Origin of the sequence: Paenibacillus sp. A14, assembly GCF_036864815.1 — a bacterium.
In the GTDB taxonomy this organism is placed as follows: Bacteria; Bacillota; Bacilli; order Paenibacillales; family Paenibacillaceae; genus Fontibacillus; species Fontibacillus sanfengchensis.
Map to the genome: position 1 here is coordinate 423,294 of NZ_JBAGJD010000005.1, position 18,092 is coordinate 441,385.

Here is an 18,092-nt window from a genome sequence, read left to right on the forward strand (position 1 = left end):
TTATAGCGGTCAAAAAGGGCCTTATTGCTCTGTCGCGGGTCTCGAAATCAGGTTTTGGCCCGCTTTTTCCAAAAATAAGACCTAAAGGACATCTATTTCACACCGGTGAGCCGAATTCGAGAAAATAGCGGCGCAAAAGGCCCTTAATCACCTGCCCGGCTTCAAAGGGAGGCTGCTAAGCCGTTAGACCTCCGCGGGTTAATGCAACGCCAGTTCCTTTCGGGGCTTTAAACGCCAGTTCCTTTCGGGGCTTTATATGAAGCCAGGCGGTTCAATAAAAATAGGGCCCTGAAATGGCGGTCTAAAAATCCGTTATTTTCTTGAAAAAGACACACCTCCCGTCAGGAGGGGGAGGTGTGGGTTTGGCTGATTCGCTTGTATTCATTGGGCGTGACGCCGACAATCCGCTTGAACAGCTTGTTGAAATAAGCCGGATCTGGATAACCGACCTCGTTACCGACTTCATGGATTTTGAGTTTGGAGGCGTCGGCCAGCAATTTTTTCGCCTTTTTGATCCGGACCTCGATCAAATAGTCGGTGATGGTCATGCCGGTCTCCTGTTTGAACAGCTTGCTCAAATAGGTCGGCGTCAGGTAAACCATGCCTGCCAGGCTGCTGAGCTCGGCCGGCTCGCCGTAATGCTCTTCGATCCACTTTTTCACGATCTCGACCGATTTGCCGCCCTGCGCCAGCCGTCCCTCGCGAATGTTCTGTAGCGTTCGGCCAAGCGTGCCGGTCAAGAGCTTTCTGAATTCGCCGAACTTAAGGGTGGCCTCCAGATACCGTTCCAGGACCTCCGGCGTTCCCGCCGCTGCCGAGTCTGCCGGGACTGCCCGGTCTTCGGAGGCAGCGGTTGCCGAAACGGCCGACGCCGATGCGGAGCCAGGCCCAGGCCCGGAGACCGGGTCCTCCCCAGCCTCGGCCGCCGGGCCTGTTGCGGCGTGCCCGAAAGCTTTGCGCCATTCGGGCAGTTCGGCCTCAGCCGTCTCGAGCACGATCCGGCAGTATTGCAGGAGCACGATCCGGGAGGCCCGGACCTGCCGGAGTTCGTCCAGCTGCCGCTCCACCGTGTGGAGCGTTTCCTGCGCGTTCAGCACCTGGATCGGCGGGGTCAACGCTTCGCGGACCGCGGCCAAAAGCCCGGCGGCCGCAGCCCCCTCGCTCAACTCCGCCTTCTCCTCGCCGAAAGTCTCGCAGCTCCAGGCCTGCTCGCGGTACATCCCCCGCTCGCAGGCCAGCTTCGCCTCGGCGAACGCCTCTCCGAGCCGGGCGGGGTCGCTGTAGCCCCGGCTGACTCCAACCAGGACGACGCCGGGGTGGGGGAACTGCCGCAGCGCGCCGGTCAGCCGGGCCGTATCCTCTGCCTGCGGCGGAGCGGCGTAGTAGCTGACCAGCGTAATCAGCTGTTCCCCGGTGTCGACGGCGTCGAACAGGTGCTGCGGCTGGCGCTGCATAAGCCCGACGCTGGAGCGAAGCGCATCCATATCGCTGCCCTTGATCACGATGACCGCAAAAAAGGGCAGGGGCAGCGCCAATTCCGGGAGCTTCGGGCAGAGGGAAGGGGAGCTTTTCATATAGGAAATCAGGAGACCCGAGCGGAGCTGCAGGTTTTTGCCGAGCCGGACCGCTTTGTCCTCGTCCAGTTTTTGAAGCAGCTCGAGCAGTTGCTTTTTGTTGATCGGCTTAAGCAAATAATCCACCGCGGAATACCGCAGGGCCTGCCTGGCATATTCAAAGTCCGTAAACCCGCTCATAATAATGCAGCGGGTCTCCGGCTTCACCGCCTTGATCTCCTTGATCAACTCCAGTCCGTCCATCAACGGCATGCGTATATCGGTAATTACGACATCGAGCTGTTCCGCTCTGGCGAATTCCAACGCTTCCTGTCCATTGGAAAACGTGCCGATGACCTCGTATTGTTCGCTTTCCCGGCGGATGATTTTCCCCAGCCCTTCGCGAATGGAAGTTTCATCGTCGACGATGGCGATACGAAGCATGACAATCCCTCCTTTACTCCTGTGCCCATGGGCTCGTCAGCTCCAGCGTCGTCGTCGGACCGTTCCCGAGAAGTCCGGCGATCCGCAGCGTGACGGTCGTTCCTTCGCCGGGCCTGCTGTCCACGATCATACTGGAGCTTTCCCCGTAATACAAACGCAAACGTTCATTGACATTGCGCAATCCGATGCCAAATTTGTCGATTTTACCGTCGCTCAGGCTTTCGTTCAGCGAAGCGAGCCGTTCCTCGCTCATGCCTACGCCGTCATCCTGTACCGAAAACAGGACATCCTCGTTCTGGGCCCAGCCCCGGATCGTGATGGTGCCGGCTTCCTCCTGTTTTTCCAGGCCGTGAAACATGGCGTTCTCGACAACCGGCTGAAAAACGAGCTTGATCAGCGGCAAATACATGTAGGCTTCGGGGACGCTGAAGCGGTAGCTGATCTTGCCCGGAAACCGGATTTGCAGCAGTTTGAGGTAATTCTCGACATGTTCAAGCTCCTGATGAACCGTGACGATCTCATCGCTGCGGGTTATGCTGTAGCGAAGAAGCTGACCCAACAGGTAGGTCAGCTCGGCCACCTGATCGTCATCGTTCAGCTCGGCCAGCATGCGGATGGATTCCAGCGTGTTATATATAAAATGCGGGTTAATCTGGTTTTGCAGGGCCAGCATATCCGCCTTTTGTTTGCTTTTTTCCGTTTCGTACACTTCCTGAAGCAGGTCCCGGATTCGTCCGATCATCCGGTTGAAATGGCTGCCCAGCATGCCGATCTCATCATTGTATTTGACATTGACGAATACGTCCAGCTTGCCGCGCTGCACTTGCTTCATGAGCTGCACCGTCCGCTTCAGCGGCTTGGTCAGCGCGTACGAAATGATGATGGCGACCAGCAGGGCGAATCCGATAATGGATAGCGCCATAATCAGCATGGTGTTGCGGGATTGCTTCATCGGTGCGAGCAGTTCTTCCAGCGGAATGGATACGATGGTTTTCCATCCGGTTTGGCCGGAGACCGTATACACCGCCATATAAGGTTTGCCTTCGATTTCAAGGCGAAAGCTTCCCTTGGTCCCTGTCGCCTGGGCTAAAAGCGGACTCCCCGTTAAATCCTTCCCCAGTTCACCCTGGTTCTCGTTATATACGACGCGCCCCCGTTCATCCACGATCAGGGCATTCCCGTGAGTCACATCGTTAAGGGGGGTAATGATTTCCTTGAACAGACTGATATCCACGTCGATGGCAATGATTCCGATGTCTTGAAGCGTACTTACCGACTGGATGGAGCGCATCACGGTGAACACCTGGCGATGCGCGGATCCGTTGACCCGAATGGAGCGCGTCCCCGTCAGGGCGGGGGCCAGCCCCGCTTCCCGCGTCCGTTCACGCCATTCGGCCAGCCTTTCCTGGGGATAGAGCTGATCCAATCCCGGTTTGTTATAGTAGAAAATCGAATCGTAGTGGTCCGTCATATAAACCGCGGATATTTCCTCTTTAGTGTTGGTCAGATACATGAGGAACATGTTGACGGCCGAGCTTTTGTCCCAATCGGTGCCCTTTTGGTCCAGATATTTTTGAACGTCTTTGTTATAGAGCGGCAGTATAGTATAACGTTTGAGGTCCGCAATATACCTATCGACTTTGTCCATCGCATTGTCGGTCAATTGCCCCGCCGAGGTCGTGGCACTGGTCAACACTACGCTGGAGTTGGCACGGTAGGAAGCATAGCTGACATAAGTGATCGGCAGGGAAATCAGGAAAATGAAAATGACCACAAGCTTTTTCTGCATTGACAGGTTGGCGAAAAACATCCAGCATGTTCGGAATAAATGGCGGATTCTCTTCATGATGGGACCCCTTGTTCGTGTTGACGGAATTTCTTTTATTTTACCGCACCGCTGGCAACGCCTTCAAAGATATATTTTTGCAGGAAAAAGTACAGGATAACCGTCGGCAGCAAGATCAACAGAATCGCCGCGCTGATCAGGTTCCAGTTGGCAATGTTGATGCCTTGAAAACGCATTAGCACCGTAGTTACGACCCCGAGGCTCTGCTTCGGCATGTAGAGATATGGCGTATACATATCGTTATAGATACTGATGGACTTCAGAATGATCAGTGTGGACGTCGCCGGCGTCAGCAGCGGAAAGATGACCGACCGATAAATCCGGAACAGCGAGGCCCCTTCCACCATGGCGTTTTCGTCGAGATCGAACGGAATATTACGGATGAATTGCAGATACAGAATAATCTGGATGACGTCGGCTCCGATGTACAAAATAATGGGCGCTCCCAGCGTGTTGTACAGCCCCAGCGATTTGATGATGCCGAAGGTGGCCACCTGGGTGGTAATGGCCGGGATGACGGTAGCGAACAGATAGGCGCCGAAAACCGCTTTTTTCATGCGAAAATCGAAGCGTCCCAGAACGTAGGCGACCATCGTCCCGAACAGGATGTTGAAGATCAGCGCCACGGCCATAATGATCAGCGTATTTCCGAACCCGCTCAGGAGCCCCCCGCGCTCAAAGACAACCTTGAAGTTTTCAAAATTGAAGAAGCTTTTCGGCAAGGCCATCGTACTGGCCGTGTTGAATTCCTCATCCGCTTTAAAAGAGTTCACGATAACCACGTAAGGAGGGAAGAGCACAACGAACACCCCTATGAGCAGGGTCAGGTATTTCAGGGCGCCGATGAACGAAGATTTTTTGGAATTCATTTGCTGCCGCCTCCTCTGCTAAGCACGAATTGCTGAATTGCCACGACCGCTACAACGAAGAAGAGCAGGATAATACTCATCGCCGATGCCAGGCCATAGTTGTTGTAGGCAAAAGCTGTCTCCACGACGCGCTGTACATAAGTTTGGCTCGCGCCGGCGGGACCGCCCTTGGTGAGAACGAACGGAAGGTCGAATACTTCGAGCGCGCCCGTTACGGTCAGGAACAGGTTCAACTGAATGACCGGCTTCATGTTGGGCAGCGTCATGCGCCAGAACGTCTGCCAGGCATTGGCGCCGTCGATTTTGGCCGCCTCATAAATATCACTTGGAATCGCCTGCAGTGATGCGATATATATGACCATGTTATACCCCATAAACCGCCACAATCCGGTGGAGGCCAGGGAGTAGTTGACAAGGCCTTCGGTGCCCAGCCAGCTGGTTTCGCCCAAGCCGGTCAGCCCCAGGCTGTTCAGAAACAGGTTCAACGATCCCTGCGTAGTGTCGAACACGTAACCGAACATAAAGGCAACGGCTACGCCGTTCATAATATACGGGAGGAACAGCAGCAGGCGGAAAATATTTTTGCCCCGCAGCCGGCTGTTCAAAATCACAGCGAAATAAATCGCGATAACATTCTGGATCAGACCCATTACAAAATAGGCAAAGTTATGGGCAAAAACACCGAAAATATCCGGGTTGGAGAAAACCTCCTTGTAATTGTCAAGACCGACCCAAGGTTTCTCCGGGCTGTAGCCGTCCCAATTGGTAAAGCTGAAATACACCAGCTTGGCGGCCGGATAATAGGTGAACAACAGCAGCAAGGCCACCGGGATGAGCAGGAAGGAGAATATGATCAGCGTTTTTTGTTTTTTGTAAGATAATGTTCCGAACATGCCTTTATCCCTTCTTTCCGCACTTCAGATGAATGACAATTTTGAAAGCAAAATGGATTATCTCTGGCGGATAACCCATTTTGCCGGTTTTAGGCTTCTATATTAGTAGCCCAGATCTTTTTTGGCTTTGGCCCAAGCTTTGTTCCATTTGTCCAGAACGGATTGAGGATCCTTGGCGAGCACGAATTCCTGAGCGATGGCAGGCAAATCGATTTGCGCCTTGTTGGAAATCTCGATGACTTTCGGATCATCCGGTTGGCCCTCTTGGAGTTCCACGCCGGTAGCCTGGAATTCAGCCAGCTGCGGCAATTTGGATTCCCGTCCTTTCAGTGGCGAAATGAAGCCCGCAAAGTCTTCGTAACCGGATTCTTCGATCATCCACTTGAGGAACGTCTTGGTTGCTTCGAGGTTTTTGCTGTTTTTGTTGACGGCATAGAAGAAGTCCGGGCTGAGCGCTGCTCTCAATTCTCCCGAGTTGTCAAAAGGAAGCGGGAAGAAGCCGATGTTATCCGCTTCGGCACCCACGCCGATGACTTGATTAATGACCCAGTTGCCCAGGAAGTACATGCCTATTTTGCCGCTGGCCAAGTCTTTTTTGGATTGTTCCCAGTTGGTGGAGTTGATGTCTTTTTCCAGATAGTTCTTGTCCGCCAGCGTCTTCAGCAGGGTCATAGCCTTGCCGTAGCCGTTGTCCATGGAGAACGGCTCCTCCATATTGATTCTCTCGTTAGGGAAGCTCTTGTTGTTTTCAATAATCCGCGGCATGTCAAAAACCCAGCTGCCGAGCGGCCATTTGTCTTTGAAGTTGGAGGCGAGCGGAACGACGCCTTTCTGCTTCAGCTTTTCGCAAGCAGCCAGGAATTCGTCCCAGGTTTTTGGCGTTTCAGTGATGCCGGCATCGGCAAACGCTTTTTTGTTGTAAACGATCCCGGAAGTCGAGTTGCCGGTGGTAATGCCGTACAGCTTGCCTTCATACGATTTGAAATCCTTGAAGGTCAGCTCGCTGCTGAACTGGATATCGTCGAGCGTGGCAAAATATTTCGGCAGGTCGGAGTTCGGAATGTCCGGAACGAACATCAGGTCCGGAAGCTCGCCGCTGGCCATGCGGACTTTGGCTTGCTGGTTATAGTCCGTTTGGCTGGCTTCGAATTCGATCTTAATGTCGGGATATTTCTCGTTAAAGCGCTTGACATATTCATCGTACTCTTTGCCGATCATATCCGTACGGTTGGTCAGGAAGGTGACTGTGCCGCTCAGTTTATCCCCGCCCGTTCCTCCGGAATTGGCCGTATCGGTGCCGCCGGCATTTCCCGTTTTGGCGTTGCCGCCGTTGCCGCCGCAGCCCGCCAGGATCGCGGAGACGGCAAAGACCATCAAAAATGTGAGCAGAAAACTTCTTTTCACTTGGATCGCCCCTTATTTATGGTATTTGTTAGCGCTTACAGGTTTATTTTATACTAATTGTTATGGTTCTTAAATGCACTCAGTTATTATTTGTTGTCTTGAATTGTCTTATTATACAGGAAAGCTTTCATGTTACATTACAGCAAATATTCTGAAAATGAGTTCTTGTTTTGATAAATAACTATTACTAACAAAATGCTAACAAATATATTGATATTTAAAATGAAATAGGGATAATGGGATTATATCAAAGAGAAAGATGGAGGGCTTATGACCAATCGACATAAGGTGTTGAACGAATGGCGCTTTAAAGCTTGCGACGAATCGGAATGGAATGAAGCGCGGGTTCCGGGAACGGTACACAGCGATCTGCTGCGAACCGGGGTAATCTCCGACCCGTTTTATGGAACGAATGAACACGAGTTGCAGTGGATCGATAAGAAGGATTGGGAATATCAGACCTCGTTTACCCTAACGGAAGAATGGAAACGCTGTCGTCATATCGAGCTTGTGTTTGACGGCTTGGATACGTATGCCGATATTTATGTGAACGGCCGCCATGTCTTGCCCACGGACAATATGTTCCGGGCTTGGAGCCTGGAGATTGGAGAGTTTGTCCTGCCTGGTGAAAATACCCTCCGGGTCCGTTTCCGTTCTCCGATCGCGGAAGATTTGCCCAAGCTGGACAAGCTGGGCTATCCGCTGCCCGCGACGAACGATCAATCCGAGCTGGGCGGCTTGGGGGACCGGAAAGTCAGTATTTTTGCCCGCAAAGCTCCATATCATTACGGATGGGATTGGGGCCCGCGCTTCGTAACCAGCGGGATTTGGCGGGAGGTTCGGCTGAACGGCTGGTCGGGGCCGCGGTTGACCGACCTTTTTATTCGGCAGGATAAGGTGAGCCCCGAGGAAGCGAAGCTGACGGCCGTGGTGGAGATCGAAAGCGATGCGGCATGGCGGGGAACGCTGGAAGTCGCCGCGGACGGGCAGACTTGGACACAAGAGGTCGCCTTGACGCCGGGCCGCCAGACGCTGGAGTTGGCTGCCGAGCTGGCGGAGCCCAAGCTGTGGTGGTGCCGGGGACTGGGTGAACCGTACCGGTATGAGTTTACCGCGAGTTTGCGCGAAGGCGGGGAAACGGTCTCCAGCCGGCGGGTAACAACGGGGCTGCGGGACATCCGGCTGGTCCGCCGGCGGGATGACGCGGGGATCTCATTCCTGTTTGAACTGAACGGCGTACCGGTCTTTATCAAGGGCGCCAACCATATCCCGAACGACAGCTTCTCGCCGGAGGTCACGGCGGAGCGGTACCGTCACGAGATCGCCTCGGCGGCCGAGTCGAACATGAACATGCTGCGCGTTTGGGGCGGCGGAATTTACGAGGAGGATGTGTTCTACGAGCTTTGCGACGAATACGGCCTGCTCGTTTGGCAGGACTTCATGTTTGCCTGCAGCATGTATCCCGGAGACGACGCCTTCCTGAACAGCGTCGCCGCGGAGGCGGAATACAATGTGAAGCGTCTGCGCAATCATCCTTGTATCGCACTGTGGTGCGGGAATAACGAAATCGACTCCGCCTGGGCTCATTTTGACGAGAATGGCGGCTGGGGTTGGAAAAAGGATTACACAACGGAGCAGCGGACGAAGATCTGGGCGGATTATGAAGCGATTTTCCACCGGATTCTCCCGGAAGCCGTGGAGCGGTGGGGCGGCGGTATCGCCTACTGGCCGTCCTCACCGCTGCGCGAACTGACCGGAGATGAGCATCAGCACGCTACGAAGGTCACCGGTGAGGGAGACGTTCACTACTGGGGCGTATGGCATGCCGTTGAGCCGTTCTCCAATTATAACGAACGCGTCGGCCGCTTCATGAGCGAATACGGTTTCCAGTCGTTTCCCGAGCTGTCCTCCGTGCTGAAGTACGCGACGGAAGACCAGTTGGAGCTCGAATCCGAAGTGATGCTTGCCCACCAAAAGAACGGCCGGGGTAACCAGCTGATCAAGGGTTACATGGATCATTATCTGCCCCGCCCGCGGGATTTCAAAGCGTTTCTGTACATGAGCCAGGTGCTGCAGGCGGATGCGATTCAAATTGCGATCGAGGCGCATCGCAGAAACAAGCCTTATTGCATGGGCACGCTGTATTGGCAAATGAACGACTGCTGGCCCGTCGCCTCCTGGGCAAGCATGGACTACTACGGCCGCTGGAAGGCGCTTCAGTATGTCGTGCGCCGCAGCTTCAGCGAGGTCATGTTGTCGATCGACGGGGGTGTCGAAGGCAGGGAAGCAGGGGAAGGCAAGGGCGTGGGTCCGGACACGAATACGGCCGCGGACGCAGGCAAGGGCGTAGTGACGGTCCACCTCGTCTCCGACCGGAGGGAGCCGCTTCATGCCCGGCTTCGCCTGGAACTGTTCGACTTCGGCGGCCGTTCTCTCGGAGAACGTACGCATGAAGTCGCGCTTCCGGCGGACGCCGCGGAGGTGGTCTACACAGCTCCAGCCGGAGAACTGCTGAACGGGCATGACCCGCGCGGCGTGGTGCTGCTGGCGACCGTTGAGCAGGAGGCCGCCGGAGAGCGTGTGGTGCTGGCCAGCCGGCATCACTATTTTGCCTCCTTCCGGGACATCGAGCTGCCCGAGGCCTCGGTGACCGTGGAAGAAGTGCGGGGCAGCGGCGGCAGCGCGTTTACGCTGAGCACGGACGCTCTGGCCAGACAGGTCTGGCTTCATGCCGAGGAGGAAGGCTTCTTCTCGGACAACTTCTTCGACCTGATTCCCGGCCGGCCGGTGACCGTGGAGTTCCGCCGACGCGGCGGTTTGGGGAGCGAAGCTTTCGTATCGGGGTCGCCCGGGGCGCTAAGCGTAAGTTCGATGCGGGATTATACCGTGCAATAAACGGCGGCTCACTTGAGGGAGCCAGGCCGCCTCGTCGTCGGTGAAAGGAACGCCGCGACGGGGCGGCTCTTTTTGTTGCATGGCAAATAATGCCCTTTGAGGCACTGACGTTGCATCAAACCTTCCCTGGTACTGCCCGTTTGGGGCCTATCCGCCGCTTCGGCAAGCAACGTGGCGAACCCAGGTCGTCGTCTCCACCTCTAAACCATTCTAACGGTCGCCACAGCCGTTATTTGCCCGGTTTACGCTGACTCCAAATTCTAACGGCCGCCACAGCCCCTATTTCATATAAGCATGGCTGGTTTGGTCGAAATGAAGGTAAATAACGGCCCACACGACCGTTAAAATCTCAAAACGCGATTCAATCGCAAAATAACGGCTCTGACGGCCGTTAGGCTTCCTGACTGCAGAACCTTGTTTTTTTGCGAAGGTTTTTAAAGTCGATTAAGGCATCAAGCTCCGTTGTAATCAGGTGTCAGGGTTAATGCAACGCAAATGGATTTTCCAAAAAATAGGACCTCAAAAAGCTGCTATATCACACCGCCTGGCCGAATTCGACAAAATAGCGCCGCATAACGCCCTTATTGCCTGCATCTAAAATGGCCTAAAATGGCCTTACAGCTGGCGGCATTCCCGCCCGCATACAATCTCTTACCATTCCGATATAAACAGAAAGACTCCCACTAAAAGGAATAGAAGAAAGAGGCCCGCAATTAACGCGATTCCAAATTTGACCGCTCCCGGCAATTGTATTTCGTCTTTTGCGCAAGCTGTTGTTCCACCGCATCCAGGCGGCTTCTGAGTTCCTTCACTTCCCGTGCTTTATCGACCTCGTGATTTTCCATAATTATTCTCCCCACATTTTACTTTTCTACCTAAATTCTACCATAATATACATTCCAAATGCAGGGAGTTAATCGGCCCGACGGAGGGAAGTGCCCGGCCACAAGATTGCAACCCTTAAGGAAACAGAGTATCATTCTTGAATAGACAAAAATCGTCTGAAAAACAAGGTGAGCTATGGTACGAAATATTCGCGATATCGCAAAAGCCGCCGGGGTTTCGGTTTCGACCGTTTCCAAGGTGATAAATAATTATCCACATATAAGTACGGAAACCCGGGAACGGGTACTTGAGGTCATTCGCAAGGAAAAATTCGTTCCGAACTCCACGGCGCGGGGGCTCGTGAAGGGAAGTTCCCGAACGTTGGGCTTATTTTTGACGACCGGATTGTCCAATCCCTTTTTTGTGCAACTGTTGGCCGGATTGGAAGAGTCGCTGAAGGAGTCGGGTTACGACCTGATCTATCTGGCGCAGATCGCTTGGGACCCGGAATATAGCCCGCTCCGTCATTGCCGCAGCCGGAACGTGGACGGAGCGCTGGTTTTCGGATTTCAGCGCGATGATCTGAATTTTGCGGAACTGCTGGAGTCGGAAATTCCGACGATCTTTATCGACCTGGACATGCGTGGCTCCCGAACGGGATACATCACGTCCGACAATGTCGGCAGCATCCAGAGGGCGGTCCGCTATTTGGCGGGGCTCCGTCACCGCCGGATCGCCTTCGTGGCCGGTCAGCCCGATTCTTTTATCGGGCGGCTGCGCATGGAGGGATATCGCCGGGGAATGGAGGAGGCCGGGCTGTCTTACCGGCCGGAGGATGTCTATGACGGCGATTTTACAAAAGAAGGCGGATATACCGCCATGCGGCGGTTTCTCCGCCAAGACGAGCCGCCGACGGCGATCATCTGCAGCTCGGACATAAGCGCCACAGGGGTGATGGAAGCCGCGGCGGAGGCCGGGCTGTCCATTCCCGGCGACCTGTCGGTTATCGGCTTCGACGATATCGAAATCTCGCGGTATACACAACCTCCGCTGACGACGGTACGGCAGGATCTGCAAACGATCGGCCGCGAGGCGATCGAGTACCTGGACCGTATGATCCGTATGCCCGACGCGCCGCCGCCGGAGCGGGTAGTGCCTACCGAGCTGATCATTCGTGGATCCTGCGGGCCTTGTCCCGAAGAATCCGTCTAGTTTTTCGGATTTACTATGTTATAGAGAAGAGATGATTGGAATCATGAGAAATCGCCTGTCTTCAAATCCGGGCAAATTTATACTGATTTTTATTCTATTGCTGTTCAAAATTGGTCTGATGCGCTTTTTCTTCTACGAAGGCTTCCATTGGAAAGGGCTGCCGTTAGAGGCATTGTCGATGCTTATGCTGCTGGGACTGGTTGATCTGCTGTTCTTTCCTTTGTCCAAAAAGAGTCCGGTTTACTGGAGCTTTAACTTTGTTTACTCCTTTATGCTTTTTGCCGCGACCTTGTATTTTGCCCACTTCGGCACGGTTCCGACCTATGCGGTGCTCAGCGAACTGAACCAGGTGCCGCAGGTGCGGGCCAGCGTCAATGCGCTGATTCGTCCCGAGCATTTCCTGTTCTTTGCCGATTTTGCGCTGCTTGCGATCGTGGCGGTGGTCCGGCGCATCCGCAAATACGCCGGAAGCCGCACGCTCCGTTTCCGCAGCAGTCCGGCCGGACCGGTTAGGAGCGGATGGCCGTGGAAGGCGGCGATGATCGGTATTCTGATCTTGGGGATGGGCGGATCCGCCCTTTCCGTCCGCGCCGGCGAGAAGATCGACAATGAGCTCGTTCGTGCCGAAACGGTAGGATTTTTGAACTTCCAGGCGGACGTCGCCCTCCGCAACTACGCAGAGGAGCGTATGATCGCCGAAGGCAATATCGAGGAGACGATCGGCAAAATCCAAAGCCTTCAGGCCGGCTACCCTTACCGGCCGGCTGCCGGGGCGACCGGTCAGCCCGCTTATTTCGGGAAGGCTCAAGGGATGAACTTGATCGTCATCCAAATGGAATCTTTTCAGAATTTCGCGATCGGGTTGAAAGTAAACGGACAGGAAGTTACTCCTGTGCTGAACTCACTGATTAAGGAAGGCTTTTACTTTCCGAAAGTGTTCCAACAGATCGGGCCCGGCAACACCTCGGATGCGGAGTTTATGTCCAATACATCGATCTATCCCACTGCGGCCGTCGCTATGTCCAAGGGGTTCGGAAACCGGGAACTGCCGAGTCTGCCGCGTTTACTGCAGCGTCATGGGTACGTTGCCAACACGTTCCATATTAATGATGTAACATTTTGGGATCGCAATCACCTGTATCCGGCTTTGAATTTTGACAAGTATTACGACAAGCCGTTTTATGAGAACGATCATTTCAATGACTTCGGGGCCTCCGACGAGGAGATGTACCGGGTGGGCATGGAAAAGCTGACCGAGCTTAAGAATCAGGGCAAGCCGTTCTATGCACAGTTTGTGACGACCTCCAGCCACTCGCCATTCGTCGTTCCGGAGGACAAGGTAAAGATCCAGCTGCCGGATTCCCTGAAAAGCACGAATCTGGGCAACTATCTAACCGCGTTGAATTACACGGATTATGCGATCGGCCAATTGATCCGGCAGTTGAAGGAAGCCGGCATGTGGGATCATACGATGCTGGCGGCCTATGGCGACCATTTCGGGGTTCAGCCGAAAGAAACCGGAGCCGCGGAAATCCGGGAGAAGCTAGGTATTCCTTACGACGACGAGATCAGCCGGTTTAATATTCCGTTTATCGTCCATGTTCCCGGTCAGCCGGGGGGCATCGTTTCCGACGTAACCGGCGGACAGGTGGATATGATGCCGACGATAGCCAATCTTCTCGGCGTGTCTCTGAAGGACGAGAAGTTCACCGCGCTCGGACAGGACCTGCTCAATATCGACCAGAATGTAGTCGGAATGCGCTACTACCTGCCGACCGGTTCCTTTTTCAACGATGAGGTCATGTTTGTGCCCGGCCAGGGGTTTGAGGACGGAACCGCCGTGTCGCTGAAAACATTGGAGCCGGTGAGCGATATTTCTCCTTACCGCCGTGATTACGATTACGTGACCCAACTGATGAAATTGTCGGATGAATATGTGAAACTGCTGCCGAAACGGCATTAAACCGCATAGTTTGGCTCGAATTAAAGGGAATTCTTCCCGTTAATTTGGTGCGTATGCGGCTGCAGAGGCGAATTAGCTGGAGAACCTCCCGCTAATTCGCCTGAAATTGTGTATATCGGCAATAGGGCCGCGAAATAGATGGAGCTTTTCCAGCTAAATCCGATCCAAGAGGCAAGCGCGATACATTAACGGGAGGTTTTCCCGTTAATGTGTAGACTCCGACGGTGGGACTTTATATTACAATTTACTTCAACCTATATAGCGTCATATAGCGTCAAAAAAAGGCCCCCTTAAACAATAGTTTAAGGGGGCCGCTTCTTTTCATCATCCCAATATTCGATAAGACTGCTCCGCACTGGCCCGAATGAGTTCCGGGACTTCCTTCATTTGCTCCAGGTAGGCGGTTTTGCTCAGCTGTCCCCGGGTAAACCGCTCCGTCAACTGCCTCTGCAATTGCTCGGTCTGAAGCCGAATGATGGCTTCGGGATCCGCTTGGCTGCCGGCGGCCACCTCCGTCAGCGACTGCCCCTCCAGCAGGGCGTCGTACAGCTCATGCTCCGTGGGCAAGCCAAGCGCGGCCAGCAGTCCATCTTCATCCGCTTGGCCGGGTTTGCCGCAATCGGTCAGTTTGGTGTAAGCCGCGGCTTGGCCTTGATTTTTGGAGAGGTGGCCGGAGTTTCCGGGAACGATGGTTATGACGCAGGCGATCGTGCCTACAATGACAAAATGTTTTATATTCATGAATTAAATTCCTTTCCCGCTTAAAGGTTTATGCAGCAAATCTTTATCCAAATTTACTACGTTTGAAATTCCTTTCCGTTTCATAATTACCCAGATTCGTTAGATAGCTAACCGGGTATTTTTATGGCGATATAAAAAAGACAGAAACTTTTGCGGGGGTTGTTGCGTCATATAGTCAGTAACATGAAAGCTTTTCATTTGACGGAGGGATGAAACTGTGAAGAAAATCTGGGCAACGCTCTTGGCGGCTGCATTGCTCGTTCCGACGCTGCCGTTAAACACGGCAAATGCGGCGAGGGCTATTTCCATTACAATTAACGGTTCACGCCTGGCGACCGATCAGGCGCCAGTGTCGGTAAAGGGTCGTGTTTTGCTGCCGCTTCGGGCGATTTTTGAAGCGCTGGACGCGTCGGTAGACTGGAATAAGTGGACCCAAACCGTGACGGCCAGCAAGAACGGCACAACCGTTGTGCTGAAGATGAAATCCAAAACGGCAACGATCAACAACGAGAAAGTAACGCTCGACGTTCCGGCGCAGGCCATTAAAGGAAGAACGATGGTTCCGGTCCGGTTTATCAGTGAAGCCCTCGGCGAACAGGTGGACTGGAACTCCAGTTCCAGAGTCGTTTCGATCGTAACGAGCGGAGGATACGAAAATCCCGAGCCGGACACGCTGAGCCCGGTATCCTACGTAACCTTGCGTGATGTAGGCAATGCGGGGGACGGACGCGATTTGGAAGTCAGCTTCTCGCGCTCCTCCACCGAATCCATGGTTGACCATTACCGCATTTTGATCGTGAAGGCGGCAAATGCGTCGAGATTTACCCAGAACGACGCCCAGCGGGTTTCGTCCAGCAATTACATGACGCTGCGGCCGAACGGTACCGACCCTTCCGTAACGCTCTCCTCCGGGGCGCGTGATGTGGATGGGGCAACGATCCAAAACAATCAGTCCTATGTGGCCTTTGTTTTGGCGGTAGGTAAAGGAAACGCCGGCAGTGCGCTTTCCGGCGAATCCGGCAGAATCACGTTGGGTACCGGCGAATCTGCAGATGCGGCCACAAATGTGAGCGCAACGGATATTAGCGACTACGGGGACGGCCGTGATTTAAGCGTAAGCTTCACCCGGCCGCAAAATGAGAGCAATATTTCTAATTATCGGATTTATATCGTAAAAACCAAGGATGCGGGCAACTTCAACCTGTCGACGGCGAATGGGCTGTCCAGCCAGTCTTATACGACAGTCAACAAGACTTCGACAAGCAACCGAACGCTCAGCGGCACGCTGTCTTCCTCAGCGCGGGACAGCTCCGGCGATCTGATCCGCAACGGAATCTCTTATACCGCGTTCGTCTTGTCGGTCAGCAACACCGGCTCGCTTTCCGACAAGCTGTCTTCCGGTTCGTCGTCATTCGTACTGGGAACGGGGAGCGTGGCGGCTCCGGTTATTACGAAGGTCGAGGATCTGTACGATCACGGCGATGGCCGCGACTTGCGGGTCAGCTTCACGAAGGTTTCGGATGAATCCAGAATCTCGGGCTACCGGATTTTTGTCGTCAAGAACAGCAGCAACTGGAACTTTGACCTTGCTCGGGCCAATGGAGTTTCCAGTTCGAATTACACATCGGTAAGCAAGACCGGTTATAACCAGAACCCAAGTCTGTCGTCATCCGCGCGGGATATCGACGGTGACTTGATCCGCACCGGCGTTGACTACCGCGTCTACGTTATGGCGGTCGGCAGCGGCACCAACGCGGGCAGCAACGCTTTGTCGGCGGCATCGAACACCGTTAAGCTGCTGAACAACTACAGCGTCGGCACCGTATCCAATCTGTCCGTGAGCGACGTCAATGACAATAACGACGGACGGGACCTGCTGGTTTCCTACACCCGGGCCTCCGACGAGTCGAACATCAGCCAATACCGCATCATGGTCGTGAAATCGTCCAAGGCCGGAAGCTTTACGCTGTCCAAGGCCAATGCGGTTTCCAGCAGCAACTATACGTTGGCTTACCCGGGCTCGAATTTTAATTCGGTCCTGTCTTCCGGAGCAAGAGATACCGACGGCGACCGCATTCAAAACGGGGTGAGCTATCGCGTATTCGTTCTGTCCGTAGGCCGCGGCAGCTACTCCGGCACCAATACGCTGTCCCGCGAATCTTCGGCGGTTACGCTCGGGAACAACTACAGCGTGGGAGCCGTATCCGGCATCACTGTGAATGATGTGAGCGACTATGGCGATGCCCGGGATATGCGGGTGAACTTCAACCGCGCGAGCGATGAGTCGAATATCGGCCACTATCGGGTGTTTGTGGTGAAGGCGTCGAAGGCCGGGCGTTTCGATCTCTCTGATGCGAATGATGTGTCGAGCGGCCGTTATACGCAGGTGAATAAAGCGGGCCGGGTTCTTGATGTGCCCCTGACGGCCTGGATGTCGGATGTGGATGGCGATGCGATCCGTAACGGAGTTTCTTACCGCGTCTATGTGCTTTCGGTAAGTAACAACAACTACGGTGGCAACAACGCGCTCTCTTCGCAAAACGGAGAAATTACGCTCTCCGACAGCTCGAACGCGCAAGGGGTGAGCGGCTTGTCCGCCGTAGCGGAAACGGCCAACAGCACCGGTACGGCCAGCGACATCAAAGTCAGCTTCACCAAGGCGGCGAATGAAAACAAAATCGCCGAATACCGGATTCTGGTTGTCCCATCGGCCCAGGCCGGCGGCTTCGATCTGCGGGCCGCGAACAATGTGACGGTTCCGGGCAATTACACCTCGCTGGCTCCGAACGGCCGTAACGTGACGGGCTATCCGGTACAGGGCGCGAATGATGTTTACGGCACGCCGATCAACGCGAACACAACCTATCAGGTGTTCGTCCTGTCGGTTGCCAGATCCGGCTCCGCATCGTCCAACGCCTTGTCGGCCGCTTCCAATCAGGTTAAATTGAACGCGGCGGCCCCTGTTCCGGTTCCGCAGGTGCCGAATGCCTTGTCCGTGGTAAGAGCGGCGAGTGACGTTGCCGTCAGCTTCGCGGAACCGGGGAATACGGCGAATATCGCTTACTATGTGGTCTTTGCCGTTCCGTCCGGCACACCGCTGAATGCCGGCACTGCTTTGAAATCGAGCGGTGTTCGTGTGGAAAAGGGCAGCCCTCAGACCGCTTTGAGCAACGATATCTCGGGAACTGCGCTGGATACGACGAGAAACGCCTATGATATTTATGTGCTTTCCGTTCCAGCCGATGCGGCAAAGGGAACTCCGACCTTGTCGGGCAATTTGGGGGCCACTAAGGTAACCCCGGCACCTTAAAACAAATAGCACGGCAAATGAGCGGCCCCGGTTACGGGGCCGCTTTTTTTGATAATGCGAAGATGTCCGAAGAGTACACGGTGAGACGATAGCTTTTACATTCATTTGACAATCCTTGGGATCGTTTTGTACGCTTA

11 protein-coding genes are annotated in these 18,092 nt (G+C 54.3%); 4 read left to right on the forward strand and 7 right to left on the reverse strand.

Annotated features, from left to right (window positions below; all coding sequences use genetic code 11):
- Nucleotides 1-341 precede the first annotated feature (341 nt).
- From V4U88_RS16355 to V4U88_RS16375, 5 genes are all read right to left on the reverse strand, one after another.
- On the reverse strand, nucleotides 342-1,997 hold the full coding sequence (locus V4U88_RS16355) for a response regulator (RefSeq protein ID WP_334074308.1): 1,656 nt from the start codon (nucleotides 1,995-1,997) through the stop codon (nucleotides 342-344).
- 13 nt (nucleotides 1,998-2,010) lie between these two features.
- A complete protein-coding gene (locus tag V4U88_RS16360) occupies nucleotides 2,011-3,771 on the reverse strand; it encodes a cache domain-containing sensor histidine kinase (RefSeq protein ID WP_334074309.1) in 1,761 nt (586 codons plus the stop codon).
- Between the two features lie 107 nt (nucleotides 3,772-3,878).
- Nucleotides 3,879-4,712: a carbohydrate ABC transporter permease gene (locus V4U88_RS16365; protein ID WP_334074310.1), complete on the reverse strand. Its 834-nt coding sequence runs from the start codon at nucleotides 4,710-4,712 to the stop codon at nucleotides 3,879-3,881.
- On the reverse strand, nucleotides 4,709-5,605 hold the full coding sequence (locus V4U88_RS16370) for a carbohydrate ABC transporter permease (RefSeq protein WP_334074311.1): 897 nt from the start codon (nucleotides 5,603-5,605) through the stop codon (nucleotides 4,709-4,711). The genes V4U88_RS16365 and V4U88_RS16370 overlap by 4 nt, the downstream gene beginning before the upstream one ends.
- 102 nt (nucleotides 5,606-5,707) lie before the next feature.
- The gene (locus V4U88_RS16375; protein WP_334074312.1) at nucleotides 5,708-7,009 is read right to left on the reverse strand and encodes an ABC transporter substrate-binding protein; all 1,302 of its coding nucleotides are present in this window, start codon (nucleotides 7,007-7,009) and stop codon (nucleotides 5,708-5,710) included.
- Between the two features lie 270 nt (nucleotides 7,010-7,279).
- Between V4U88_RS16375 and V4U88_RS16380 the strand changes: the two genes are divergently transcribed.
- The gene (locus V4U88_RS16380; RefSeq protein ID WP_334074313.1) at nucleotides 7,280-9,904 is read left to right on the forward strand and encodes a beta-mannosidase; all 2,625 of its coding nucleotides are present in this window, start codon (nucleotides 7,280-7,282) and stop codon (nucleotides 9,902-9,904) included.
- A gap of 713 nt (nucleotides 9,905-10,617) precedes the next feature.
- Here V4U88_RS16380 and V4U88_RS16385 read toward each other — a convergent pair.
- On the reverse strand, nucleotides 10,618-10,749 hold the full coding sequence (locus V4U88_RS16385) for a hypothetical protein (protein WP_334074314.1): 132 nt from the start codon (nucleotides 10,747-10,749) through the stop codon (nucleotides 10,618-10,620).
- A 175-nt stretch (nucleotides 10,750-10,924) separates the two neighbouring features.
- On the opposite strand from V4U88_RS16385, the gene V4U88_RS16390 reads away from it, so the two are divergent.
- Together V4U88_RS16390 and V4U88_RS16395 are read left to right on the forward strand one after the other, a co-directional pair.
- On the forward strand, nucleotides 10,925-11,941 hold the full coding sequence (locus tag V4U88_RS16390) for a LacI family DNA-binding transcriptional regulator (RefSeq protein ID WP_334074315.1): 1,017 nt from the start codon (nucleotides 10,925-10,927) through the stop codon (nucleotides 11,939-11,941).
- 43 nt (nucleotides 11,942-11,984) lie between these two features.
- Entirely contained in the window at nucleotides 11,985-13,904 is a 1,920-nt protein-coding gene (locus V4U88_RS16395; RefSeq protein ID WP_334074316.1) for an LTA synthase family protein, read from the forward strand.
- Nucleotides 13,905-14,228: 324 nt separating this feature from the next.
- Here V4U88_RS16395 and V4U88_RS16400 read toward each other — a convergent pair whose 3' ends face one another.
- Nucleotides 14,229-14,645 (reverse strand): hypothetical protein, encoded by a 417-nt coding sequence (locus V4U88_RS16400; RefSeq protein ID WP_334074317.1) that lies wholly within the window; start codon nucleotides 14,643-14,645, stop codon nucleotides 14,229-14,231.
- Between the two features lie 217 nt (nucleotides 14,646-14,862).
- Between V4U88_RS16400 and V4U88_RS16405 the strand changes: the two genes are divergently transcribed.
- Nucleotides 14,863-17,955 (forward strand): copper amine oxidase N-terminal domain-containing protein, encoded by a 3,093-nt coding sequence (locus V4U88_RS16405; RefSeq protein WP_334074318.1) that lies wholly within the window; start codon nucleotides 14,863-14,865, stop codon nucleotides 17,953-17,955.
- The last annotated feature ends 137 nt before the right edge of the window (nucleotides 17,956-18,092 follow it).